The following is a 24,604-nucleotide window of genomic DNA, read 5'->3' as shown; positions in this document are numbered from 1 at the left end:
GCACGTTCCACTGTCCGTATAGCCGCTTCGGCCCTGCCTCGATCAATCGTCCGTAGAGCCGATCTCGCACTATGATCTTATGCCAGCCTTAAGACGACAAAGGGCCTTATCGGCTGACAACGCGCGCGAAATGGGCCACGCCGGGCACAAGATCGGATCGCTCATCATTGCCCAGGCGGCCCGGCAAATCAGATAGATCGCCCGCGCCGAATACGGCCTCGATCCCGCGCACGCAAAGCTCCGTCCCGCTGTCGGCAAGGCTGTAATAGACCTGCCTCGCGTGCTTGCGCGTGCTCACAAGGCCCGATCGGCGCAGTTCGGCAAGCTGTTGGCTAAGGGCAGGCTGACCGATGCCGGTGGCTTCATCGATCGCCGAAACGGACTGCTCGCCGCGATCCAGCAGGAGCGAGAGGATCATAAGACGCTGGGGTTGTGCGTAAGCCTTCAGCTTTTCCGCAGCGGCGTCCGCCAGCTCGCGCGCGGCATGGAGAGCGGTCACTTGGCGCTCCGGCAGAACCAATCGGCCCCGTCGGCTTCTTCCGACGGTGGAAGCAACAGCGGCTCACCGGCGCGCCACCCTTCGGGCGCGAGCCGATCTCCTGCTTGCGCGGCCTGGAGCGCGGCGAGCATCCGCAGCATTTCATCGACCGAACGCCCGACATTCATCGGATAATGGGTGATCGCGCGGATCACGCCATCGGGATCTATGAAATAGGTCGCCCGGACACCGGAGCTGTCCTGCGCAGCCTGCCCGATCATCCCATAAGCGCGGCCGATTGCCATCGACGGATCTTCGATCACCGGGAATCGGATTTCGACCTCGAAAAGATCGCGGATCGCCTTGAGCCAGGCCAGATGGGCATAAAGACTGTCCACGGACAGGCCAAGCAGCACGCCGCCCATTTCCTCAAAACGATCCTGCGCTTTGGCGAGGCCGACAAACTCGGTGGTGCAGACCGGCGTGAAATCGGCCGGATGGGAAAAGAACACGACCCATTTCCCGCGCAGCGAGGACAGGCGCAGCGGCCCCTTGGTGGTCCGCGCCTCGAAATCGGGCGCAGAATCGCCAAGCCGCAGGGAGGGAAGAGGTTCGTTCGGCGTCGTCGTCATGCTTTCGTCCTTGGCATCTCATGCGCCTTGACGCAATGTGCTTACATACATACATAGTTCTGTAATTATGAAATCCAAGGAACGAGCCATGGACGAAGCGATCAGACGCGCGGCCCAGCAAATCGGCGAAGCCCGCAAGGGCGTCCCGCAAATCCGGGCCTTCTTTGATGAAGCCACCAACACCGCCAGCTATGTCGTTCACGATCCCGAAACCCGGCACGCGGCGATCATCGATAGCGTGCTGGATTATGATGCCGCTGCTGGCCGCACCGCCTTCGCATCGGCGGATGCGATCATCGCCTATGTGCGCGAACAAGATTTGAAGGTGGAATGGCTGCTGGAAACGCACGCCCACGCCGATCATTTGTCGGCCGCCCCTTATCTGCAAGAGGAGCTGGGCGGGAAACTTGCCATCGGCAAGGCAATCCTGACCGTGCAAGCGACCTTCGGGAAGCTGTTCAACGAAGGGACCGCGTTCGCGCGCGACGGGTCGCAGTTCGATCATCTGTTCGAGGACGGGGACCAGTTCTCGATCGGCAACCTCAGCGCCACCGTGCTGCATGTGCCGGGCCATACACCTGCCGATCTCGCCTATGTGATCGGGGATGCGGCCTTCATCGGCGACACGCTGTTCATGCCGGACTATGGCACGGCGCGAGCTGATTTTCCCGGTGGTGACGCGCGAACGCTCTATCGCTCGATCCGCCGCCTCCTGACTCTTCCCGCCGAAACCCGTCTGTTCCTGTGCCACGACTACAAGGCGCCGGGCCGTGACGACTATCGCTGGGAAACTACTGTGGCGGAGGAACGCACCGGAAACGTGCACGTCCATGATGGCGTCGACGAAGATAGCTTCGTGGCGATGCGGGAAGCGCGCGATGCGACACTCGACATGCCCAAGCTGATCCTCCCGTCGATTCAGGTGAACATGCGCGGCGGCCATATGCCGGAGCCGGAGGATAACGGGACGCGCTATCTCAAGATCCCGCTCGACGCCCTATGAGCGCGCTGTTCGCTAATGCGGCGCCGGGCATGGGCTTCCTCGGCGGGCTGCTGATCGGAATCGCCGGGGTCGTAATGCTGCTGGGCATCGGCCGGATTGCTGGCGTCAGCGGCCTCGCGGCGCAAGCGACCGGCATCACCGGCTCGGATTCGCGGGCCGTCGCACTGGCCTTCATCATCGGCCTGCCGGTCGGGGCGGCCTTGGTCGCGATGGCACGGCCGATTGCCGTCACCTTTCCATCTTCGCTCGCGGTCCTCATCGTCGGAGGATTGCTCGTCGGGTTCGGCACGCGGCTCGGTAGCGGCTGCACCAGCGGGCATGGCGTCTGTGGCCTGTCACGGCTGTCGCCGCGCTCCATGATCGCGACCGGCCTGTTCATGGCGGCCGGTTTCGCCACCGTGGCAGTGATGCGCGCTTTCGGGTGGGTGTGACATGCGCGCTTTCATAGCCCTGTTGGCCGGAACGATCTTCGGCGCGGGCCTCGCCTTGTCGGGAATGGTCGATCCCGCACGAGTGCGCGGCTTCCTCGATCTGTTCGGGACGTGGGATGCGACGCTGGCGTTCGTGATGGCTGGGGCTTTGCTGCCGATGGCGATTGCTTGGCGGGTGCAGTCCCGCTTGCTCCATGCTGTCTCTGGCGACAATTTTGCCCTGCCTTCGACGCGGCGCATCGACGCGCCCTTGGCTGTCGGTGCGCTGCTGTTCGGCATCGGGTGGGGAATTGCGGGCCTTTGCCCCGGCCCGGCGATCGCCAACCTCGCGCTCGCCCCCCTCGCGGTTCTGCCCTTCCTGGCTGCGATGCTCGCCGGAATGCTGCTTCATCGTCTTTGGGCCGCGCAGCGCTGACACAAGCGGAGGAATCCTTATGGAAACGATCACCCCCATCGCCCCCGATTTCTCGGTATCGCCGCAAGTCAGACCGGAGGACATGCCCGCGATAGCAGCGGCCGGGTTCCGCTCGGTGCTTTGCAATCGCCCGGATGGCGAGGAGCCGGGACAACCGGACGCCGCCGCCCTCGGACATGCGGCGCTGGAGCAAGGCTTGGCCTTCCTGCATGTCCCTGTCGCCAGTCCCGACATCGCCGCTGCCGATGCCCAGGCGATGCGGGCCGCGCTCGACCGTCTCCCCAAGCCCGTTCTGGCCTTCTGCCGATCGGGCGCTCGCTCGACGGCATTGCACAACGCGGCCGTGGCGCTGAACGACAATGGCGCGGCGACCTATGACGTGGTGATCGTCGGCGGCGGGAGCGCGGGCATCGCTTGCGCCGCCAGCCTGCTCAAGCGCCGGGGTGATCTTTCGATCGCGATCATCGAGCCGTCCGACGTGCATTATTATCAGCCGGGATGGACGCTGGTGGGCGCAGGCGTGTTCGATCCACAGACCACGCGCCGGACCATGGCGGAGGTCATGCCCCGCAAGGCGCACTGGATCAGGCAGGCGGTGAGCGCCTTCCACCCGGACAGCAGCAGCGTGGCGCTCGACGACGGAACGATGGTCGCCTACCGCGCGCTGGTCGTAGCGCCGGGCCTTAAACTCGATTGGGACGCCATTCCCGGCCTCTCCGAAACCCTCGGCCGGAACGGCGTCACGTCCAACTATCGCTACGATCTCGCGCCCTACACGCACGAGCTGGTGCGCAGCGCGGCGCAGGGCCGCGCGCTGTTCACGCAGCCGCCCATGCCGATCAAATGCGCGGGGGCGCCGCAGAAGGCCATGTATCTCTCCTGCCACGAATGGGAGAAGCGCGGCCTGCTCGAAGAGATCGATGTCGAGTTCCACAGCGCCGGTCCGGCCCTGTTCGGGGTGGCCGATTATGTGCCCGCGCTGATGACCTATATCGAGCGTTACGGTATCGACTTCCAGCCCGGCTCGAAACTGGTCGGGGTCGATGGTGCCGCGCGGGTCGCCCGTTTCGAGCAAGGCAGCGATGGCAATAAAACGGTTGTCGAACGCCCCTTCGACATGCTGCACGTCGTCCCGCCGCAGGTCGCCCCGGACTTCATCCGGTCCAGTCCGCTTGCCGATGAAAGCGGGTTCGTTGCGGCCGATCCCGCCACCTTGCGTCATCCGACATGGCCCAACCTGTTCGCGCTGGGGGATGTCGTGGCCACCACCAATGCCAAGACAGCCGCGGCCGCACGCAAGCAGGCGCCGGTGGTCGCCGTGAACGTCCTTGCCGCCTTGGACGGCAAACAGCCGCAGGCAGGCTATGACGGCTATGGCTCCTGCCCGCTCACCGTCGAGCGCGGGCGGATCGTGCTGGCGGAGTTCGGTTATGGGGGCAAGCTGCTGCCCAGCTTCCCGACATGGCTGATCGATGGCCGTCGGCCGTCGCGGCTCGCCTGGTTCCTCAAGGACCGGATGCTGCCGCCGATCTACTGGCACGGGATGCTTAAAGGCCGCGAATGGCTGGCCGATCCTCGCCCGATCGGACAGGTCCGGTGACGCTCGAACCGCTCCAATATCTGCTCGGCATCGCCTCCGGGGCGCTGGTCGGATTCAGTCTGGGACTGGTAGGAGGCGGCGGGTCGATCCTCGCTGTTCCGTTGATGGTCTATCTGGTCGGCGTGCCCAGCGCCCATGTCGCGATCGGCACCAGCGCGCTCGCGGTCGCGGCCAATGCCGCAACGGGCCTCGCAAATCATGCCCACGCGCATAATGTCAAATGGCGCTGTGGCGGCATGTTCGCGGCAGCGGGTATCGTCGGAGCGCTGGGTGGCTCGACCCTCGGCAAGATGGTCGACGGCGACCGGCTGCTGTTCCTGTTCGCGTTGGTCATGCTGCTGGTCGGGGCGTTGATGCTCAAGGGGCGCGGCAATCCCGGCAATCCCGGCGCGGAGTGCAACCGGGAAAAGGCGCCCAAGGTGCTCGGTTATGGCCTTGGCTCCGGTCTGTTCTCCGGCTTCTTCGGCATAGGCGGCGGTTTCCTGATCGTGCCGGGCCTCGTCGCCTCTACGGGTATGCCGATCCTGCTTGCGGTCGGCACGTCGCTGGTCGCCGTGACCGCCTTCGGCCTGACCACCGCTGCCAATTATGCCTTTTCCGGGCTTATCGACTGGCCGCTGGCGATTCTGTTCATCATCGGCGGCGCAGTTGGCAGTCTGGCAGGCACGCGGCTCGCACGGCGTCTCGGTGCGGAAACCGGACGGCTGACGCTGGTTTTCGCGATGCTGATCTTCGCTGTTGCTGCCTACATGCTCTGGCGCAGCGCCGGGGCCTTCATGGGGGCGTGAGGCAGTATGTCCACTATCAAAGCCGTTCGCCTCTCCTAGAGCGGGCACCGAAAGGACATAGAAATGTTCGAATCGTTCGACGCGCTATTCCTCGCCCGCGCGCAATTCGCTTTCACGGTGAGCTTCCATTTCATCTTCCCGGCCTTCTCGATCGGGCTGGCGAGCTTCCTCATGGTGCTCGAAGCCCTGTGGCTCAAGACCGGCAAGGGCGTCTATGCCAACCTCTACCGCTATTGGCTGAAGATCTTCGCAATCGCATTCGCCATGGGCGTCGTTTCCGGCATCGTCATGTCCTACCAGTTCGGCACCAACTGGTCGGTTTTCTCTGACAAGGCCGGTCCAGTCATCGGGCCGCTGATGGCCTATGAAGTGCTGACCGCCTTCTTCCTCGAAGCGGGCTTCCTCGGCGTCATGCTGTTCGGGATCAACAAGGTGGGGCCACGGCTCCACTTCGCCGCGACCTGCATGGTGGCGCTGGGCACCTTCATTTCCGCCTTCTGGATCTTGTCGGTCAATAGCTGGATGCAGACGCCTACCGGATATGAGATAGGCGCGAACGGCCAATTCCTGCCGGGACCAAGCTGGGCGGCGATCATCTTCACCCCCAGCTTCCCCTATCGTCTCGTCCACACCGTCATCGCGGCCTATCTGACCACGGCCTTCGTGGTCGGCGCGGTCGGTGCCTGGCATCTGCTGCGCGATCGGGCCAATCCCGGCGCGCGCAAGATGTTCTCCATGGCGATGTGGATGGCGGCGCTGGTCGCGCCGGTGCAGATTTTCGCAGGCGACATGCACGGCCTCAACACGCTCGAACATCAACCCGCCAAGGTCATGGCGATGGAGGGTCACTATCAAAGCCATCCCGATGGCGCGCCGCTGATCCTGTTCGGGATTCCCAACAGCGCTGAAAGGCGGGTCGATTATGCCGTCGAGATTCCGAAGGCATCTTCGCTGATCCTCAAGCATGATCCGGACGCGCCATTGGCGGGGCTGGATACCATAGCAGAAGATCAGCATCCGCCCGTTGGCACCGTGTTCTGGGCCTTCCGCATCATGGTCGGCCTCGGCTTCGCCATGCTGGGTCTGGGCCTGTGGAGTCTGGTCGCCCGCGCGCGCCGCAAGCTCTATGATTGGTCCTGGCTGCATCGGGCCGCGATCGTGATGGGGCCTTCGGGTTTTATCGCCGTCATCGCCGGGTGGGTGACAACGGAAGTGGGTCGCCAGCCCTGGACGATCTATGGCCAGCTCCGGACGGTCCAGTCGGCATCGCCGCTCGATGCACCCGCTGTCGCCGCGTCGCTCCTAGCGTTCATCGTCGTCTATTTCGCGGTGTTCGGAACGGGCACGCTCTATATTCTCAAATTGATGGGCAAGCCTCCCGAACCGCATGAAGAGGCCGTTCCAACGCACGGCCCGGTGCGGACCGCCGGGATCACGCCTGCCCCCGCGATCGAGGGAGGCCAGCCATGATCGACCTTACCATCGTTTGGGCCGGGATCATCGCGTTCGCCGTGGCCGCCTATGTCGTGATGGACGGCTTCGATCTCGGTATCGGCATCCTGTTCCCTCGCTTCCCGGTCGGCCGCGATCGCGACATGGCGATGAACAGCATCGCGCCGGTGTGGGACGGCAATGAAACATGGCTGGTGCTCGGAGGCGGCGGTCTGATGGCCGCTTTCCCGTTGGCCTATGCGATCGTGCTGCCCGCGCTCTACGCGCCGCTGATCGCGATGCTGCTCGGCCTGGTCTTTCGCGGTGTAGCATTCGAGTTTCGCTGGCGCGATCCCGGCCATCGCCGTTTCTGGGATTTCGCCTTTTGCGGCGGCTCGATCGTTGCCACGCTGGCGCAGGGGATCACGCTTGGGGCGCTGCTCCAAGGCATCACGGTTGAGGGACGCGCATATGCCGGTGGCTGGTGGGAATGGTTGACGCCTTTCTCGCTGCTGACCGGCCTCAGCCTGCTTATCGGCTATGCCCTGCTCGGCGCGGGCTGGCTGATCTGGAAGGCCGAAGGTGCGCTTCAGGCACAGGCCCGCCGAATGGCGCGCTTGCTCCTGCCAGCCCTGCTGATCGCCATTGGCCTCGTCAGCGCATTGACGCCGTTTCTCGAAGCGCAATATTATCAGCGCTGGTTCCAATGGCCGGGCGTGCTGGCGAGCGCGCAGATGCCGCTGCTGGTGGCGATCGTCGGCTTTCTGGCGTGGCGTGCGATCGACAATATTGGGCAGAAAAGGGGGCGGGACTGGATGCCCTTCTGCCTGATCCTGCTCCTGTTCGGGCTGTCGATGGTCGGACTGGCCATTTCGATCTGGCCGGATGTCATTCCGGGCCGCGTCTCCATTTGGGAAGCCGCCGCGCCCGAACGCAGCCAGATATTCATGCTGATCGGGGCGGGCCTGCTGGTGCCGGTGATCCTCGGATACACCATCTGGGCCTATTGGGTATTCCGGGGGAAGGTCGATGAAGCGGGATATCATTGACTTGGCCGCGTCCGGCCCTCTCTGGAAACGCCTCGCGTGGTTCGCCGCGATCTGGGTAATGAGCGTGGCGGCGCTCGGCGTCGTCGCCTATGGCATTCGTCTGGTCATATCATGACGGCGACACCGAGAGAGGCACCTGTCATTCCAAAGATTACGAGAGGAGACATATATGCAGTCGAGCACGGCCCGCGCACGGGCATTTCCATGGAAACGAGCCGGATTGGGGCTGGCGGTCGCGCTGGCAGTCCCCGGTAGCGCGATGGCACAGGATGCAAGCCACCCTGTCATCCCCGGCTATGGCGCGATTATGCCAGCGCACGACGTTGCCAGTCTGCCGGACCCGTCGCTTCGTTACCACGTCGCCTTTGAAGTCACGCGCACGGGAACCGACGATGCACAGATCAATCCGGCGCTCGATCGGGTGGCGCGCTTCGTGAACCTGCTCGGCGCATCGGGTATCCGTCCCGCTCCGGGCGACATCGTGGTCGTCATTCACGGCCCTGCGACCCCGGCGATCCTGAACGATGCCGGATATCAGGCGCGGTTTCATCGTGCCAACCCGAACACGCGGCTGATTGAGGAACTGCAACGCGCTGGCGTCGCTATTCATGTGTGCAGCTATGCGCTCGCGAACCAGCATATTGAGCGCGATACCGTCGCGAAGGACGTAACGATCGACCTCGCCGCCATGGTCACGCTTGCCAACCTGCAATTGAAAGGCTGGGCGGTCATCCCCGGATAAGAGCCTGCCAGGCTGAATACGAGCCGGGGCGAGGATCTACCATCGGCTAAGGCAGTCTTAAGCTTGGCGGGCGACAGCCACGCGATGATGCGGACTCTTCGACTTTCATCTGCCGCCATGGCACTCCCGGTTGTTCCTGCAACTGCTCTACGCCGTGTGCTGGGCACAGTCTTGATCCTCTGGCTGGCTTTGGCGGCCACGGCGGCGCTGGCGCAGACGCAGCAGCATATCCAGGCATCGATCGTCGCCAAAAGCGACACCCCCCGTCCCGGCGCAACCACCCGCATCGCGATCCGCATGACGCCGGAATCGGGCTGGCATGGCTATTGGATCAATCCGGGGGACAGCGGCGTTCCGGTCGAAGCCGAATGGCATCTGCCCAACGGCGTTCGTGCTGGGGCGCTCGAACAGCCCACACCTACACTGCTCGAACTAGGCGGCCTCGCCAGCTACGTCTATGAAGGTGCGTTCACCCTACTCGCGGATCTCGCAGTCGACCGCTCCGTCGCGTCGGGAACCGCCCTTCCCGTCAAGGTCGATCTGACATGGCTGGCCTGCTCCGACAGCCTTTGCGTGCCGGAACGAACCACGCTTCAGCTCGCCCTCAGCGCTGGCGATGGCGCCGTCGACCGGAGCCGCCAGTCGCTATTCTCGGCGGCCGAAGCTGCCTTACCATCATCCGGGCGGGCGCAAGGGCGTCTGGAAGCCGCCGACGGGCGTTGGGCGTTCGTCGTGTCCGGCGCACGGAGCCTGAATGTTGCCCGGACCTATCTCTTTCCGGTGGAAGATGGCTGGTTCGAGGCCAGCGCGAAACAGCATGTGACCCGTGAAGCGGACGGAACAATCCGGATTGAGGTCGCCGCGCCCGGCTCGGCCCCCTCCCCGAACTTCACCGGCGTAATATCGGATGGGCGGCAAAGCTTCATGCTCGCAGGTTTGAAGCCCGACAAGGCGGTCGCGCCCGCTTCTGAAACCGCAACCGCAGAAGAAGCGATGGTTTCCGGTGTTCCCGATCCGGCGACTGGCCGCGAGACGATCGGCAGCGCACCGGAGTCCACCGCGCCTTCGACGGGGGATGCACCCGCACTGAAAATCGCGCTCATGGGCGCACTGCTCGGCGGTCTGTTGCTCAATCTTATGCCCTGCGTCTTTCCGATCCTGTCGCTGAAAGCGCTAAGTCTGGCGCGGGCCGGTGTCGATCGGCGCACGGCGAGGCTCGAAGGCGTCGCCTATTTTGCGGGCAGCGTCGTCACCAGCCTGTTGCTCGGTGCGATACTGGTGGGCGCGCGTGCCCTGGGCCACGACATTGGCTGGTCCTTCCAACTCCAGAATCCGCACATCATTCTCCTGCTGATGCTGCTTTCGCTGATGATCGCGCTCAATCTGGCCGGGCTGTTCGAAATGACGGGCATTTCGGTGGCAAATCGCGTCATGGGTAAACCGGGATGGTCAGGGGCGTTCGGCACCGGCGCTCTCGCCGCGCTCGTCGCGACGCCGTGCAGCGGCCCCTTCATGGGTGTCGCGCTCGGCGCCGCCCTTGTCTTGCCGACGCCCGCCGCCCTTGCGGTCTTTGCCGGGCTGGGCATCGGCATGGCCCTGCCCTTCCTGTTGCTTGCCTTCGTGCCAGCGTTGCAACGGCTCCTGCCCAAGCCGGGGGCGTGGATGGAAACTTTCCGGCGCCTGCTGGCGATCCCGATGCTGTTGACCGCGATCGGTCTGGCATGGGTGCTCGGACGGCAAAGCGGCGTCGACGGGCTGGCTCTCGGCTTGCTCATCGCCGCACTCGGCGCGCTCGGCCTCTGGTGGATCGGGCACCGTCAAAGTCGGGGAACCAGGGCAGGCGCGGCGGCTCTGCCCATCATGGCGGCGCTGCTGTTAGCGATTGCGATCGATCTGCCGCGTCCCGTCGAGGCAACGCCGATCGCCAGCACCGGCAAGACGGAGCCATTCAGCGAAACGCGGCTCGCGGAGCTACAGGCGGCCGGACAGCCGGTGTTTGTCGACATGACCGCGGACTGGTGCCTCGTCTGCCAGGTCAACAAGCGTGTCGCCATTGATCGCCCCGATACGCGCGCGGCGTTCGACAAGGGCGGCGTTGTCACGCTCGTAGGCGACTGGACGAGCGGCGATCCCGCGATCACGCGGTTCCTTGCTTCGCGCGGCCGCAATTCGATCCCCTATTATCTCTTCGTCACCCCGTCGGGCGAGACGCGGGAATTGCCCCAAATCCTGACAAGTGATCTTCTCATCCAGCAAGCCGCTTCTTCCGGCAATACATCCTGAGAAAGTGACCTATGGTTCAACAGACCTTCGATTTTGACAGCGCCTCGGGCAAGCGCGTGGTGGGCCGTCTTGAGCAACCTCAGGCGACACCCAGAGGCTGGGCCATTTTCGCGCACTGTTTCACATGCGGGAAAGACAGCATCGCAGCTGTCCGTGTCTCGCGTGCGCTGGCGCGCTCGGGGATCGGCGTGTTGCGGTTTGATTTCGCCGGTCTGGGCGGCGATAGAGAAGGCACTTTTGCAAGCGACGTTGATGATCTGGTAGCCTCCGCTCGTGCCATGGCCGAAGCTGGCATGCCGCCATCGCTTTTGATCGGTCATAGCCTCGGCGGCGCGGCGATCCTGGCGGCTGCTTCTGACGTCGATACGGTCAAGGCGGTTGCGACCATCGGGGCGCCTGCGAACGTCGGCGATGTGCTGCGCCATTTTGATCCCGACTCGCTGGCGAGGGCCGAAGAGAAAGGTACGGCGCAAACCGAACTGGCTGGCAGACCTTATGTGATTCATCGCAGTTTCATCGATGATGTACGTGCACAGGATCTGCTTACCAAGGTGCGCGAGCTGCGCCGCCCGATACTTATCCTGCACGCGCCCGGCGATAAGATCGTAGGCATCGGCAACGCATCCAGCATCTTCCAAGCTGCCTGGCATCCCAAAAGCTTCATCTCGCTCGATGACGCCGATCATCTTCTCACCCGCCATGCAGATGCCGATTATGTTGCAACCGTTATCGCGGCATGGGCATCCCGTTACCTGCCACCCATTGAAGAGGATATTGAAGATGTCTCTCATGGTGAAGGCGTCATGGCTCTCGAAACTGGCAAAGGCGCGTTTCAGCTAACTATACGGAGCGGAGAACACCACTTTCTGGCAGATGAGCCGGTGTCGGTCGGCGGCCTTGGTAGCGGCCTTTCGCCCTACGAACTGGTAGCTGCCGGGCTGGCGGCATGCACAGTAATGACTATTCGCATGTATGCCGGGCGAAAGGGTTTTCCGCTCGAACGAGCGGGCACGACGGTGAAGCATCTCAAGCGACCGGGCGAAACTCCGGCCGACCTGTTTGAGCGCGTCATAACGCTCGAAGGCCCGCTCGATGATGAGCAGCGCGCCAAACTTGTATCGATCGCGGATCGCTGCCCCGTGGATCTTACGCTGGTGCGAGGATCAGAAGTAACGACAAGTCTGGTGTCGCGATAATATCCGACCGTCACTTAAAGAAAGGCCGTGGGCGCGCCTGATCTCGGAGCCATTTGGATCGTGCCCGCCTCAGCGTCTTGAACCTTGCGCATTGCGCCTCATAGACAAACCGCATTTGGGGGTTCCAGGCCGCCAAGCGCCGCCACGACCTGTTCACAGGCGCGGGTCCGCAACTCGGTAAGCGCGGCATCTGAGACGAATGCAATGTGAGGTGTAATCACCGTTGCCGGGTGAACCATGATTTCACGTGGGGGAATCGGCTCTCCCTCTATCACATCCAGCGCCGCACCCCGGATCGCGCCGTTTTCGAGGCCACGTAACAACGCAGCATTGTCAACAAGAGGGCCGCGCGAGACGTTGACGATCAGCGGCCGCCGACGGCATGCCGCGATGAAAGCGTCGTCGATCATATGTCGGGTATCGCTGGTCAGCGGCACCATCAGCAGGATCACATCGGCCTGAGTGCAGAGCGTAGGAAGATCGACAGGTTCGACGGTTTCATCCCCGGAGCGCAATGATCGGGAGTGGGCCAGAACACGGCAGCCAAAGCCGCCAAGGCGCTGCGCGGCGGCCTGGCCGATCCGGCCATAGCCCACGATGCCGATCGTGAGGTCAGCAAGCCGGTCGAAGCGGGCGCTTTCAGGTTGCCACAATCCTTGCTTGGCCGCCCGGTCGAACTGCACGATTCCCCGGAGCCAGGACAGGATCAACGCCACAGCATGGTCTGCGACATCCTGCGTGCAATAGTCCGGCACGTTCGTGATGAAAGCCCCCCGTGACATCGCCGCCTTTACATCGATATTGTCGAGGCCAACGCCAAGCCGCGCCACGATCCGTAAATCGGGAGCGTTTGCAATTGCCGCCGCCGATACAGGCGCCCAGCAGGTCAGAATGGCTTGAGGGCGCACCTCACGCACCATCTCTTCCACCCTTTGCCCGGATGGTGCTTCGATTGGTCCGACCACAAGCTGCGCGCCTGCCGCGCGCAGTATGCCTTGCTCGATTGACAGATCTTCCCATGGATGATCGGTCAGCAAAACCCTTGGCATGTGTGCAACGTCCCGCTTTGTCATGCCGCGCCCTGCGTCCTGCCCATAAACCCTTCCTTGGCTCTCATCTACGTCACCGCCTCTTGCCACCTATCGACCAATCTACTAGTTGGATGGTTAGCAATCAAGGAGGCATGTATGACTGATTCGGTACTCAATGGCATCAACACCACCGCTCTTGCGGGCTTTGCGGAACAGGTGAAAGCCGACACCGCTGTGGGCGCTGTCAAATTCGACGTGGCGACCGAATGGCAGGGCGGCACCAAATCCGTCACTAAGGTTGCCGGATATGAATTGTCCGGAACGCAGATCGCCCGCGAATTTCAGATCGCCGCTGATGAGCCGGTGGAGCTGCTTGGCGAAAACACCGCTCCCAATCCGCAAGAACTTCTGCTCGCGGCCATGAACGCCTGCATGACCGTGGGGATCGTGGCGACGGCGGCGACGATGGGCGTCACTCTCAAGTCGTTGACCATCCGCGCTTCGGGCGCGCTCGACCTGCGCGGCTTTCTCGGCCTCGATGATGCGGTGAAGCCGGGCTACGATTCCATCGACTATGAAATCATCATGGACGGCGATTTCACGCCGGAACAGTTCCAGCAGATTCACGACGCTGTGGTGAAAACCTCGCCCAATCGCTGGAATGTCGCGAACGCCATCCGCCTCAATCCCAAGCTCACCATGCGCTCGGTGTGGGTTGACGCCTGATTTTGGGAAGGAACATCATGAAAGCGCAGTTTCTTTATATCACCGACCCCTATTGCATCTGGTGCTACGGTTTCAGCGGTGTGATCGGCAAGATCGCGGCGGATTATGCGGATCGGTTGGATATCCAGGTCATCAACGGGGGCATGATCCCCACAGACACGCCCCTTCCCGCAATGTTCGGCCGGTTTCCCGATCCCATGGGGATGCATGAGCGCGTCACCCAGCTCTCCGGCCAGGAGTTTGGCGCGGACTATCTGAATGAGATTCGCCATCTCCAGACCTCGAAGCATGTCCTCAATTCGACCATGCCTGCCCGCGCGATGATCGCTTTTCAGCGGCTCGGCGTGTCGGATGGCGTGGCGATCGCCTCGGAGATCCAGCGGACCTATTATGCCGACAACAAGGATCTTCAGGATATCCAGACCTATGAGCCGATGGCGGCGCATTTCGGGATCGATTTCGCGGCGTTCCGTCAGTTGATGGACAGCCCGGATATCGCGCTTGGCGTCATGGACGAACGGCGCATGGTGCAGGAGATGGGCATCCAGGGCTTCCCCGCCTTGCTGATGCGCCTCGACAACGGAAAGCTGGCGCTGCTCGCACGCGGTTTCATGCCCTTCGAGGATACCAAGACCAATCTGGACGAAGCGCTGCGCCGCTACGCATCGATGCCCGAACCATCGGGCCAGATGTGCGGTATCGACGGCAAGGGTTGCTGATCGCGGGCCTGCGACATCGAACGGGAGGCTTATGGAGCTTCCCGTTTGGACCTATAGGTTCGACAAACAACCAATGACGACATGACGGGATGATGACCGACACGCGATCCACTTTGCTCGAAGAGGCTGAACGGCTGATCCGCACTCGCGGCTATGCCGGGTTCAGCTATGCGGACCTGTCGCAAGCAGTAGGCATCACCAAGGCGAGCATCCATCATCACTTTCCGACCAAGGAAACGCTCGTTGAAACCGCCCTGGGCCGTTACCGCGAACGCTATGATCTGGCCTTTCCGGAGATCGAGAAAGCCCATTCCCATGCGGTCGATCGGATCGTGGCCTACGGCCGCCTCTATCTCGCCAGCGTCAACGAGGGCACCGGCTGTCTGTGCGCAGCGCTGGCAGCGGAACGGGACGGCATATCACCGAAGCTGGCCGACGCTGTGACGTTATTCTTCCGCGATCATCTGGACTGGCTGGAACGGATAGTGACCGAAGGGCGGGGAAGCGGGGAAATCAGCGAACGGCTCGACGTGGCCGAAACCGCCCGGCTGATCCTGTCCAGCCTGAGCGGAGCGTTGATGGTCGAACGCTTGCTCGGCGGTGCCAGAGGCTTCGAACAGGTGCTGGCAGCGCTTCGCAAGACACTGGCCGACCGTTGAAACGGATCGAACGCACAATTCCACAAGAAGCGCGCAGGACGGAACAATCCTCATGCACAAAGTAATCAGCGACACCACGTTGCTCGCCCATGCCGGAATCGATCCTGAAGCGCATCATGGCTTCGTCAATCCGGCAGTCTATCGCGGTTCGACAGTCGCCTTTCCCAGCGTCGATGCGATGGCGCAAGGCACGCAACGCTATCGCTATGGCCGTTGGGGCAATCCCACGTCCGACGCGCTGTGCGAAGCGCTCAACACACTGGAAAGCGCCGAAGGCACGGTTTTGTGCCCTTCGGGACTTGCCGCCTGCACTACCGCCATACTCGCGGTTTGCGGCTCAGGCGACCATCTGCTGGTGCCGGATAGCGTCTATGGGCCAGTGCGTCATTTCTGCGATACAGCGGGACGGCGCATGGGTATCGAGACGACCTATTACGATCCTCTCGTCGGAGAGGGCATTGCCGATCTCATCAAGCCCCATACGAAGGCGGTGTTCACCGAATCGCCCGGATCGCACACGTTCGAGATTCAGGATATTCCGGCGATCGCCGCCGCCGCTCATGCCCGGAATGCGCTCGTTCTCATGGACAATAGCTGGGCAACCCCGCTGTTTCTGAAACCCCTCGCGCTCGGCGTCGATATCTCGATCATGGCCGCTACAAAATATATCGTCGGTCATTCCGATGCGATGCTCGGCACAATAGCCTGCGGTCAACGCGCCTGGGACAAGGTGCGCGACATGCATTTTCAGCTTGGTCAGTTCGTAGGGCCAGATGACGTTGCACTTGCGCTGCGGGGCTTGCGCACGCTCGATGTCCGGCTTGCACGCCATCAGGACAATGCCCTTGCCGTGGCGCGCTGGCTCGAAACGCAACCGGACGTCGCCCGCGTCCTTTATCCTGCACTTCCCTCTCATCCGGGTCACGATCTCTGGAGCCGCGATTTCAGAGGCGCAACCGGGTTGCTGTCGTTCGTCACCCGCGCGGCTCCCCCCGAAGCCGTCGCGGCGATGATAGATGGCCTCGATCTGTTTCGCATCGGCTATAGCTGGGGAGGCTTCGAGAGCCTGGTTATGACCATCGACCCGCGCTCTTTACGCTCGGCCACCACATGGGAAGAGCCAGGTCAGCTTGTTCGCCTGCATATCGGGCTGGAAAAGCCGGATGATCTGATTGCTGATCTTTCGCGCGGCTTTGCCCGCCTTAACCGTGCCAAGGAAGGCACTTAAGCGCCCGCATTCCCCGTGGACTTTTCGCTTCCGTGGAAAATCCTGCCCCCGATAAGACAGCCTTAAGCTAGGAATTGTTTTCCCCCCGAAGTTCGGGAGGAATTATCAATGCTTTGCACTTACAGCCCCTTGGGGAGCACCGGCCGATGATCGCACTGGTGCGGGTCGCATTGACGCGGCCGCTGACTTTCATCGTCATGGCCATCCTGATCTTCGGCCTCGGCCTGCTCTCCGTGCTGCGGATGCCCGTCGATATCTTCCCGCGCATCGGCGTCCCGGTCATCGCTGCCGCCTGGACCTATAACGGCCTGTCGCCCGAGGACATGGCCGGGCGCATCGTCAATCCCTTCGAGCGCGTGCTGACCACCACGGTCAACGACATCGACCGGATCGAGAGCCAATCGCTCAACGGCATCGCGGTCGTGCGCGTCTATTTCCAGCCCGGCGCCGATATCCGCACCGCCACGGCACAGGTCACGTCGATCTCCCAAACGATGCTCCGCCAGTTGCCGCCAGGCACGACGCCTCCGGTGATCGTCAACTATGACGCTTCGACCGTTCCCATCGTGCAGGTTGCGCTTGCGGGTGAGGGACTGAGCGAGCAGCAGCTTTATGATCTCGGCGCCAACCAGATCCGCCCGCAACTCGTGACCGTGCCGGGTGTTGCCATGCCTTTCCCCTTCGGCGGCAAACAGCGGCAGATCCAGATCGACGTCAATCCCGAAGCATTGCGCTCCAAAGGGTTGTCCGCCGGCGACGTCGCTGCCGCGATTGCCGCACAGACCCAGATCACGCCCGCGGGTTTCGCCAAGATCGGCGGACTGCAATATAATGTTCGCCTCAACAACGCGCCGGGATCGGTCGAACAGCTCAACAACCTGCCGATCAAGGTCGTCGACGGCGCGACCATCTTCATGCGCGACATTGCCCAGGTGCGTGATGGTGCTCCGCCCCAGACCAACATCGTGCAAGTGGACGGACAGCGTTCGGCGCTGATGACTACGCTCAAGAGCGGTGCGGCCTCCACCCTCACCATCGTCGATACGATCCGAAAGCGCCTCCCGGCGATCACGGAAGGTTTACCCGATAGTCTGAAAGTCGAGCTGATCGGCGACCAATCCGTGCTGGTGAAGGCGGCCGTGTCCGGCGTCGCCTATGAAGGCGTGCTTGCGGCCGTGCTGACCTCGTTGATGATCCTCATGTTCCTCGGCTCATGGCGATCGACGATCATCATCGTCACTACCATTCCATTGGCGATCCTTGGCGCGTTGTTCGCACTCGGCGCGACCGGACAGACCCTCAACATCATGACGCTGGGCGGCCTCGCCCTTGCGATCGGCATCCTCGTGGACGACGCCACCGTCACGATCGAGAATATCAACTGGCATCTTGAGAAGGGAAAGCCGGTGCTCAAGTCGATCATGGACGGCGCCGTCCAGATCGTCACGCCCGCCTTTGTCGCCGTCACCTGCATCTGCATCGTTTTCGTGCCGATGTTCTTCCTGCCCGGCGTCGCAGGCTATCTCTTCGTTCCCATGGCGCTGTCCGTGATCTTCGCCATGATCGCTTCCTTCATCCTCTCGCGCACCCTGATCCCGACGATGGCAATGTATCTGCTGCGCCCTCATCACCACGGGGATGAGGAGAAGCGCGCGGCATCGCCAAACCCTCTGGTGCGTTTCCAGCATCGTTTCTCGACCTGGTTCGACCGGCAGAAGGATCGTTTCGGCGGCTTCCTTTCTCGCATTCTTGGCGTTCGCAAGATTTTCATGCCCGCCTTTCTGGCGGCGATGGTCGCCTCGCTTCTTTTGATCCCGACACTCGGCCGCGACTTCTTCCCCAGCGTCGATGCCGGGCAAATCACCCTGCATGTTCGCGCGCCGGTGGGCACACGGCTCGAAGATAGCGCCTCGATGTTCTCCCAGATTCAAAAGCGGGTGCGCGAGCTGGTGCCTGCGAAGGACATCAAATCGATGGTGGCCAATATCGGCCTTTCGACTGCGCCACTCAATGTCATCTACAATAACTCCGGCACGGTCGGTCCCCATGAGGGCGACATCATGATTACGCTTCAGAGGGGCCACGCACCGACAGAGGATTATGTCGCGGATTTGCGCCGCGAACTCCCCAAGAGCTTCCCCGGCATCGATTTCGCGTTCCTCCCTGCCGATATCACCAGCCAGATCCTGAACTTTGGCTCTCCGGCGCCGATCGATATTCAGGTGAGCGGTCGCAACCTCGTCGCGAACGAAGCCTATGCCAAGAAGCTGTTGCAACGCGTTCGTGCCATCCCCGGTCTGGCCGACGCGCGCATCCAGCAATCGTCCCGCGCGCCGCAAATTAACGTCGATGTCGACCGCGCGCGCATTGCCCAATATGGTCTCACCCAGCGCGACGTCACCAACAACGTCGCCACGGCGCTTGCTGGCACCCAGCAGACCGCGCCTGTTTACTGGCTGAACCCGGAGAATGGCGTCTCCTATCCGGTGGTCGCGCAGGTTCCTGAAATGCGGCTGGACACGCTTGCCTCGCTGGAATCGCTGCCGATCTCATCGGCGACGGGAGGCGAATCGCAAACGCTGGGGGGTCTGGGACGGGTCTCGCGCGATACGACCTATTCCGTGGTCAGCCGCGCCAACATCCAGCCAATGGTCAATCTCTACGCGACTGCACAGGGGCGTGATCTGGGAGCCGTGGTGAATGATGTCCAGCGCGCCATTGCGGGACTGGAGAAGGAAAAGCCCAAGGGCGTTACCGTCACCGTTGCCGGACAATATCAAACGATGAACCAGGCATTCTCGGGCCTCGCATTCGGCCTGATCGGTGCGATCGCGCTCATCTATCTCATTATCGTCGTCAATTTCCAAAGCTGGGTCGATCCGCTGGTCATCATCGGCGCGCTGCCCGCAGCCTTTGCGGGCATTGTCTGGATGCTGTTCCTCACCGGCACGACGATCTCCGTGCCAGCCTTGACCGGCGCGATCATGTGCATGGGGGTCGCAACAGCCAACTCCATCCTTGTCGTCAGCTTCGCGCGGGAACGCCTCGCCGAAACGGGCGATGCGATCCAGGCCGCGCTCGATGCCGCGACCGTCCGCTTCCGGCCTGTCATCATGACCGCGCTCGCCATCATCATCGGCATGGCGCCGATGGCGATCGGAATCGGCGAAGGTGCGGAACAGAATGCGCCGCTTGGCCGGGCCGTCATCGGCGGCCTCATCTTCGCAACGGTCGCGACTCTTGTGTTCGTGCCCGCCCTCTTCAGCTTCGCGCACCGCAAGGGTGCGCCCGCCTCACCTGCACGGGAACTGGAACTCAAGCATGTCTGACCAACCTTCCGGAAAGCGGCGCTGGTATTATGCTGGTGCTGGTGCCTTCCTTGTCCTCGCCCTCGTCGGCGGCGGCCTGATGGCGCGCAGCGCCGCCGAACACGATCAGGCGGCCATAGCGGCAGAAAATGCCATGACCAATGTGAGCATTGTGCAGCCTCAACCTGCCCAGGCCGGGCAAATCGTGCTGCCCGGCTCGCTCGAAGCCTGGAACCGCGCCGAAATCAATGCGCGGGTCAGCGGCTATGTCAGGGCCTGGCGTGCCGATATCGGCGACAGGGTGCGCGCCGGTCAGACGCTCGCTATCCTCGAAGCCCCCGAACTCGACCAGCAGCTTGCCCAGGCGCAGGCCGATTACCAGACCGCCGCGGCCGATCGCGATCTGGCCCGGATCAGCGCTGATCGCTGGGAGGGCCTTTTGGCGAAGGATGCGGTGTCGCGGCAGGAACGCGACGAAAAGCGCGGACAATTTGCCTCGATTGACGCGCGCGCGCGGGCTGCACAGGCCAATGTCGGCCGCCTGAGCGCCATGCGCGGGTTCACGCAGCTCAAGGCGCCCTTCGACGGCGTGGTGACAAATCGGTCAGCGCAGCTCGGCGCGCTGGTAAATGCCGGAAGCGCGGCGAGCGAACCGCTGTTCACGATTGCCGATGTCAGTCGCTTGCGGCTCTATGTTCGCGTTCCGCAGACGGCCATGTATGGTCTTTCCGAAGGTCTCCGCGCGCAATTCTCGCTGCCGGGACAGCCGGGCGAGCAATTCGAAGCGACACTGGTTCGCATGGCTGACGCCGTTGAACCGCGCTCGGGCACGATGCTTGTCGAATTTCTCGTGGACAATCGCGCTCGGCGCCTGCGCCCTGGCACCTATGCCGATGTCCGGATACCCGTATCGGGCGCTGCCGGGGCCTTCGAGCTTCCGGCCAGCACATTGATCCTCGGATCGGATGGCGCGCGGGTTGCTGTTGTCGACGGCAGGGGCCGGGTTTCCTTGCGCACGGTTCAAGTTGGCAGGGACCAGGGCAAGACGATCGAAATCCTGTCCGGCGTTTCCGCAGGCGACCGGATCGTCCTGACGCCGCCCGATTCCCTCGTTCAAGGCGAACAGGTTCGCGTGGTCCGCGCAAACACGCCGAAGGCCAACAATGCGACAAGCTAGTTTCCCGGCTTTCCTTGCCCTCAGCCCTCTCGCCTTCATCCTTGCTGGATGCGCGACGGTCGATCCCCCTGAACTCCCGAAGATGGCGGTCCCGGCGTCATTCCATCACGGCGCAGACTGGACGACCGCGACGCCTGCCGATGCACTCGATCGCGGCGATTGGTGGCACGCTTTTGGCGATCCCGTTCTCGACGGGCTGATGGTAAAGGTGGATACAACGACGCCTACCCTTGCGGCCGCGCTTGCCCGCTACGATCAGGCATTGGCCAACGCGCGCGAGGCGGGAGGACAGCAATATCCAACCCTTAACGCACAGGGCTCGGCTTCGCGCGAGAGATTGTCGGCGGGACGCCCCATAGGCCCCGGCAATCCTGTGACGGCCAATCAGTTTATCGTAGGCGGTTCCCTATCCTACGAACTCGACCTCTGGGGCCGCGTCCGCAATTCCGTGCGTGCGGCGCAAGAGGATGCGGAAGCCGAAGCTGCCAATCTGCGCTCGGCCCGCCTCAGCCTTCAGGCCATGGTCGCGGATCTCTATATCCGGCTGCGCGGTATCGAGGCGGAACAGCAACTGCTCGATCAGACCGTATCGGCCTATGAGCGCGCGCACCAGCTCATCGTTACGCGCCATGATGGTGGCATCGCCTCTGGCGTCGATGTCAGCCGCTCACAGACGCAGCTTTCCAGCGTGGCCGCCCGCGCTGAAGCGCTCAAGGCCGACCATGCGCAAGTCGAACACCAACTTGCCGTCCTGATCGGCGAAATGCCCTCGACATTCTCTGTGCCGCCACAAGAGCGTCTTTCGGCCCTTCCGGCGTTTCCCAGCGGATTACCTGCCGAGCTGCTTCAGCGGCGTCCCGATATCGCAGCGGCCCAGCGCCGTCTTGCCGCCGCCAATGCCCGGATCGGTGTAGCAAGAGCCGCCTTCTTTCCGGATATCACGTTGGGCTTGACCGGCGGCTATCAGGCGACCGGCGCACCGATTATCAGTGCGCCGACCAGCTTTTGGGGGTTGGGACCACTAAGCGCGGTGCTGAACTTGTTTGACGGCGGAAGGCGCAAGGCCCGCTTGGCGCTCAGCAAAGCCCAATATGAGGAACTGGCGGCCAACTACCGGGGCACCGTGCTCGGAGCCTTTCAAGAGACGGAGGATGCCCTGGCGCGGATCGATGCTCTCTATCGCCAGAATATCCGGCAGCAGGAGGCGGCCACCGCTGCAAAGCGGACCGAAGATCTCGCACTCGACAGATATCGCGATGGGGCGGCCGATTATCTCGAAGTCACCACCGCGCAGACGGCATCGCTGGCAGCCCAACAGGACAACATCAGGGTCTCGGTCGATCAGCGCAGGGCCGCGATTGCGCTGGTGCGGGCGATCGGTGGCGGGACTGACACACCCTTGCAAGCCGCCCTCCCTTGACGGTTTGGGACGCGGCTTGCAGGGATTTCACCTCAACCCTTATTGCGCTTGCGGCTGCTGGCCTTGGGAACGCGCCATTGCGACCGCCTCGCGCATGGCGGGCAGGTCGACCGCGCCGGGAATAAGATAGTTCCCGACAAGCATGGCCGGTGTTCCAGACAGGCCCATCATGGCCGCGTAATTGCTCGAACGGCCTAATGTCTGATCGATCTCGGAGCGGTGCTCAGCCAAATCCGTCTGCAATCTGGCCCAATCGACCCCGGCTTGATTGGCGGCCGCACGGATGGACTCCGAACTGAGTCTCCCCTGCGAGCGCATGAGAGCATCGTTGAACGCTGCATGCTTACCTTGATATTTGGAGGCAATCGCCGCGCGCGCCGCTTCCACAGAAGGCGCGCCGAAAATCGGCCAATCCCGATAGACCAGCTTCACCTTGTTGTCCTCGCTGAGCAACTGTTCAAGGACGGGATGCACTTTCCGGCAATAGGGACACTGGTAATCCGTGAAGAACACGATCGTCACGTCGTAACCTTGCGGAGCGACAGTCGGCGCGACCGGATCGTTTTGGATCTCATGCCGGATACGCTCCCCTTCGGCCGATGTCTGCGTATTCGCTGTGCCCGTTGTCGACTGCGCGTGAGCGCCATCATCGCCCGCCCTCACGGCAGCGACGCCGGCGACAAGCGCGATAGCGGCAATCCCACCTATGAGCGGTAATTTTTTCATCTCGGATTCCTTTCAAGATCACGAATTGCGGCCATCAGTGCGGCGCGCGAGATTTCACCGGCATGGATCGTGCGGATCTGTCCACCAGCATCGACAAAAAGGGTTGTAGGGAACGCCTGGGCGGCGACGGCTTCGCCTAATACACCGCTGGGATCGACAGCGATTGACGACCCCGCGAGCTTTTCGCGTTTCAAAAAGGCGGTGATCGCGGCTTGCCCTTCGTGCTGGTTCACCAGCAGGATCGGCACCTTTGAGCCGCTGGCCACATCGATCAGCATCGGCATTTCGCGGCGACAGGGTGGGCACCAGGTCGCCCAGAGATTGAGCGCGAACGGCTTCCCCCGCAAACTGTCGAGCGGCAATGGCTGACCGTCCATATGGGCCAGAACTATGCCTTGAGGCAGCGGACGGGCGGACGGTGCAAGCCAGTGCGTCATGCCCATATGCGCCAGTCCCAGCGCGGCAAGCGACGCAAGCAACCCTCCCGTCGCGCGCTGCCGTCCAAGCAGCAAGGCGACCACGACGGCCGCGGCGACAACGCCCGCCCAGACAGTGAATCCACCCTGCCAGAATGCAAGGACCGTCCAGGGTTCGACCGCAAACGCCGTAAAATTCTCTACGACATAGGCGAGGCGTGCAGCTAGGATGCCCACAATGGCGGCGATCCATGCTGCACGTCCCGCACGGCTTTTCGTGCGCGTGCCGATCCAGGTGCCGAAGCTGAGAAACAGCCACAGCGCTACGACCGCGAACAACCGATCGCTCGCGAGCATCAAGGGGCCAAGCTGAATTACGCCGTCCATCGCTTCCCTGATTGGATGGCAAACTTAAGACAGGCTTAGCGCGCGCCTTAAGTGTGCGGTAAGCTTGCCACCTGATCGGAAGGAACGATGCGAATACTGGTGATCGAGGATGACGATGTGCTGCGCGACGGACTGGTCGCCGGGCTTGGCCTCGATGGATTTGAGGTCGATGCCGTCGCGAGCTGCGCGGACGCGCGCGCTGGAATCGCCAGCGGCGATCATGTTGCAATCGTGCTCGATATCGGTCTGCCCGATGGGTCGGGGCTGGATCTGCTCGCCGAATGGAGAGCGGAGGGCATCACGACGCCAATTCTCCTGCTGACGGCGCGCAACCTCGTTTCGGATCGCATCGACGGACTGGATGGCGGCGCAGATGATTACCTTGGCAAGCCATTCGATCTTGCGGAGCTGTCGGCCCGTCTGCGTGTGCTGCTGCGCCGATCCAACGGACGCGCGCATAACGAGATTGTCCTGGGCACACTGACGATCGATGAAGCGCTCCGCCAGGTCCGGCTAGAAGGGCAGGAAATTCCTCTCTCCCGCCGTGAATATGCAATCCTCCAGGCGCTCGTCGCGCATCCGGGCCATATCCTTTCACGCGCCCAGCTCGAAAATCGCATCTATGGCTGGCAGGAGGAAGTCGAGAGCAACGCGGTCGAAGTCCATATCCATAAGCTCCGCTCCAAGCTCGGCCGTAACTGGATCGAAACGGTGCGCGGCGAGGGCTATCGGATCGCCCGCCCATGAACTCGCTGCGTA

The 24,604-nt window shown here is 62.7% G+C and carries 24 protein-coding genes; 19 read left to right on the top strand and 5 right to left on the bottom strand.

The features are described 5' to 3' along the window. Nucleotides 1–106: 106 nt before the first annotated feature. Complete coding sequence (locus AC58EF_RS14175) at nt 107–499, bottom strand: ArsR/SmtB family transcription factor (protein WP_066767388.1); 393 nt, start codon at nt 497–499, stop codon at nt 107–109. After that, nucleotides 496–1,110 carry a peroxiredoxin gene (locus AC58EF_RS14170; RefSeq protein ID WP_066767379.1) on the bottom strand — a complete coding sequence of 205 codons (615 nt, stop codon included), beginning with the start codon at nt 1,108–1,110 and terminating at the stop codon, nt 496–498. The genes AC58EF_RS14175 and AC58EF_RS14170 overlap by 4 nt, the downstream gene beginning before the upstream one ends. An 88-nt stretch (nt 1,111–1,198) precedes the next feature. On the opposite strand from AC58EF_RS14170, the gene AC58EF_RS14165 reads away from it, so the two are divergent. From AC58EF_RS14165 to AC58EF_RS14115, 11 genes are all read left to right on the top strand, one after another. Beyond that, nucleotides 1,199–2,113 carry an MBL fold metallo-hydrolase gene (locus AC58EF_RS14165; protein WP_066767378.1) on the top strand — a complete coding sequence of 305 codons (915 nt, stop codon included), beginning with the start codon at nt 1,199–1,201 and terminating at the stop codon, nt 2,111–2,113. After that, nucleotides 2,110–2,544 carry a YeeE/YedE family protein gene (locus tag AC58EF_RS14160; protein ID WP_066767374.1) on the top strand — a complete coding sequence of 145 codons (435 nt, stop codon included), beginning with the start codon at nt 2,110–2,112 and terminating at the stop codon, nt 2,542–2,544. The genes AC58EF_RS14165 and AC58EF_RS14160 overlap by 4 nt, the downstream gene beginning before the upstream one ends. A gap of 1 nt (nt 2,545) precedes the next feature. After that, nucleotides 2,546–2,959, top strand: a complete 414-nt coding sequence (locus AC58EF_RS14155) for a DUF6691 family protein (protein ID WP_066767370.1) — start codon at nt 2,546–2,548, stop codon at nt 2,957–2,959. 19 nt (nt 2,960–2,978) lie between these two features. Further along, nucleotides 2,979–4,559 (top strand): bifunctional protein tyrosine phosphatase family protein/NAD(P)/FAD-dependent oxidoreductase, encoded by a 1,581-nt coding sequence (locus tag AC58EF_RS14150; protein WP_497276977.1) that lies wholly within the window; start codon nt 2,979–2,981, stop codon nt 4,557–4,559. Beyond that, complete coding sequence (locus tag AC58EF_RS14145) at nt 4,520–5,347, top strand: sulfite exporter TauE/SafE family protein (protein WP_066767366.1); 828 nt, start codon at nt 4,520–4,522, stop codon at nt 5,345–5,347. Before AC58EF_RS14150 ends, AC58EF_RS14145 begins: the two co-directional genes overlap by 40 nt. 63 nt (nt 5,348–5,410) lie before the next feature. After that, nucleotides 5,411–6,817, top strand: a complete 1,407-nt coding sequence (locus AC58EF_RS14140) for a cytochrome ubiquinol oxidase subunit I (RefSeq protein WP_066767364.1) — start codon at nt 5,411–5,413, stop codon at nt 6,815–6,817. Next, nucleotides 6,814–7,827 (top strand): cytochrome d ubiquinol oxidase subunit II, encoded by a 1,014-nt coding sequence (gene cydB / locus AC58EF_RS14135; RefSeq protein ID WP_066767362.1) that lies wholly within the window; start codon nt 6,814–6,816, stop codon nt 7,825–7,827. The genes AC58EF_RS14140 and cydB overlap by 4 nt, the downstream gene beginning before the upstream one ends. After that, a complete protein-coding gene (locus AC58EF_RS14130; RefSeq protein WP_082733533.1) occupies nt 7,808–7,942 on the top strand; it encodes a DUF2474 domain-containing protein in 135 nt (44 codons plus the stop codon). The genes cydB and AC58EF_RS14130 overlap by 20 nt, the downstream gene beginning before the upstream one ends. A 54-nt stretch (nt 7,943–7,996) precedes the next feature. Further along, nucleotides 7,997–8,569, top strand: a complete 573-nt coding sequence (locus AC58EF_RS14125; protein WP_082733532.1) for a DsrE family protein — start codon at nt 7,997–7,999, stop codon at nt 8,567–8,569. A gap of 156 nt (nt 8,570–8,725) precedes the next feature. Further along, nucleotides 8,726–10,852 carry a protein-disulfide reductase DsbD family protein gene (locus tag AC58EF_RS14120; RefSeq protein WP_066767358.1) on the top strand — a complete coding sequence of 709 codons (2,127 nt, stop codon included), beginning with the start codon at nt 8,726–8,728 and terminating at the stop codon, nt 10,850–10,852. An 11-nt stretch (nt 10,853–10,863) separates the two neighbouring features. Beyond that, nucleotides 10,864–12,048 carry a bifunctional alpha/beta hydrolase/OsmC family protein gene (locus AC58EF_RS14115; protein ID WP_066767357.1) on the top strand — a complete coding sequence of 395 codons (1,185 nt, stop codon included), beginning with the start codon at nt 10,864–10,866 and terminating at the stop codon, nt 12,046–12,048. 98 nt (nt 12,049–12,146) lie between these two features. Here the strand turns inward: AC58EF_RS14115 and AC58EF_RS14110 are convergent, their stop codons facing one another. After that, the gene (locus AC58EF_RS14110; RefSeq protein WP_497276975.1) at nt 12,147–13,121 is read right to left on the bottom strand and encodes a C-terminal binding protein; all 975 of its coding nucleotides are present in this window, start codon (nt 13,119–13,121) and stop codon (nt 12,147–12,149) included. Between the two features lie 114 nt (nt 13,122–13,235). On the opposite strand from AC58EF_RS14110, the gene AC58EF_RS14105 reads away from it, so the two are divergent. The 7 genes from AC58EF_RS14105 to AC58EF_RS14075 all read left to right on the top strand — a co-directional run bounded on the left by AC58EF_RS14105 (nt 13,236) and on the right by AC58EF_RS14075 (nt 22,316). After that, nucleotides 13,236–13,805 carry an OsmC family protein gene (locus tag AC58EF_RS14105; protein WP_066767355.1) on the top strand — a complete coding sequence of 190 codons (570 nt, stop codon included), beginning with the start codon at nt 13,236–13,238 and terminating at the stop codon, nt 13,803–13,805. A 17-nt stretch (nt 13,806–13,822) separates the two neighbouring features. Beyond that, on the top strand, nt 13,823–14,524 hold the full coding sequence (locus AC58EF_RS14100) for a DsbA family protein (protein ID WP_066767354.1): 702 nt from the start codon (nt 13,823–13,825) through the stop codon (nt 14,522–14,524). 92 nt (nt 14,525–14,616) lie between these two features. Then, a complete protein-coding gene (locus AC58EF_RS14095; protein WP_197421581.1) occupies nt 14,617–15,183 on the top strand; it encodes a TetR/AcrR family transcriptional regulator in 567 nt (188 codons plus the stop codon). Nucleotides 15,184–15,235: 52 nt separating this feature from the next. Then, on the top strand, nt 15,236–16,411 hold the full coding sequence (gene metC, locus AC58EF_RS14090) for a cystathionine beta-lyase (RefSeq protein WP_066767349.1): 1,176 nt from the start codon (nt 15,236–15,238) through the stop codon (nt 16,409–16,411). A 146-nt stretch (nt 16,412–16,557) separates the two neighbouring features. Beyond that, a complete protein-coding gene (locus AC58EF_RS14085) occupies nt 16,558–19,740 on the top strand; it encodes an efflux RND transporter permease subunit (RefSeq protein WP_066767345.1) in 3,183 nt (1,060 codons plus the stop codon). Beyond that, nucleotides 19,733–20,896, top strand: coding sequence for an efflux RND transporter periplasmic adaptor subunit (locus tag AC58EF_RS14080; RefSeq protein WP_066767342.1), 1,164 nt, complete (start codon nt 19,733–19,735; stop codon nt 20,894–20,896). The genes AC58EF_RS14085 and AC58EF_RS14080 overlap by 8 nt, the downstream gene beginning before the upstream one ends. After that, nucleotides 20,883–22,316 carry an efflux transporter outer membrane subunit gene (locus AC58EF_RS14075; RefSeq protein WP_066767340.1) on the top strand — a complete coding sequence of 478 codons (1,434 nt, stop codon included), beginning with the start codon at nt 20,883–20,885 and terminating at the stop codon, nt 22,314–22,316. The genes AC58EF_RS14080 and AC58EF_RS14075 overlap by 14 nt, the downstream gene beginning before the upstream one ends. A 39-nt stretch (nt 22,317–22,355) precedes the next feature. Here the strand turns inward: AC58EF_RS14075 and AC58EF_RS14070 are convergent, their stop codons facing one another. Both AC58EF_RS14070 and AC58EF_RS14065 read right to left on the bottom strand, forming a co-directional pair. Further along, nucleotides 22,356–23,042 carry a DsbA family protein gene (locus tag AC58EF_RS14070; RefSeq protein ID WP_066767338.1) on the bottom strand — a complete coding sequence of 229 codons (687 nt, stop codon included), beginning with the start codon at nt 23,040–23,042 and terminating at the stop codon, nt 22,356–22,358. Beyond that, entirely contained in the window at nt 23,039–23,845 is an 807-nt protein-coding gene (locus AC58EF_RS14065) for a TlpA disulfide reductase family protein (protein ID WP_066767337.1), read from the bottom strand. The genes AC58EF_RS14070 and AC58EF_RS14065 overlap by 4 nt, the downstream gene beginning before the upstream one ends. Before the next feature lie 87 nt (nt 23,846–23,932). Between AC58EF_RS14065 and AC58EF_RS14060 the strand changes: the two genes are divergently transcribed. Continuing rightward, the gene (locus AC58EF_RS14060; RefSeq protein ID WP_066767335.1) at nt 23,933–24,592 is read left to right on the top strand and encodes a winged helix-turn-helix domain-containing protein; all 660 of its coding nucleotides are present in this window, start codon (nt 23,933–23,935) and stop codon (nt 24,590–24,592) included. Nucleotides 24,593–24,604 lie beyond the last annotated feature (12 nt).

The organism is Sphingobium sp. WR1, from assembly GCF_059693745.1.
The sequence above is the reverse complement of the archived record's forward strand: the minus strand, read 5'-3'. Positions and strand labels throughout refer to the sequence as shown.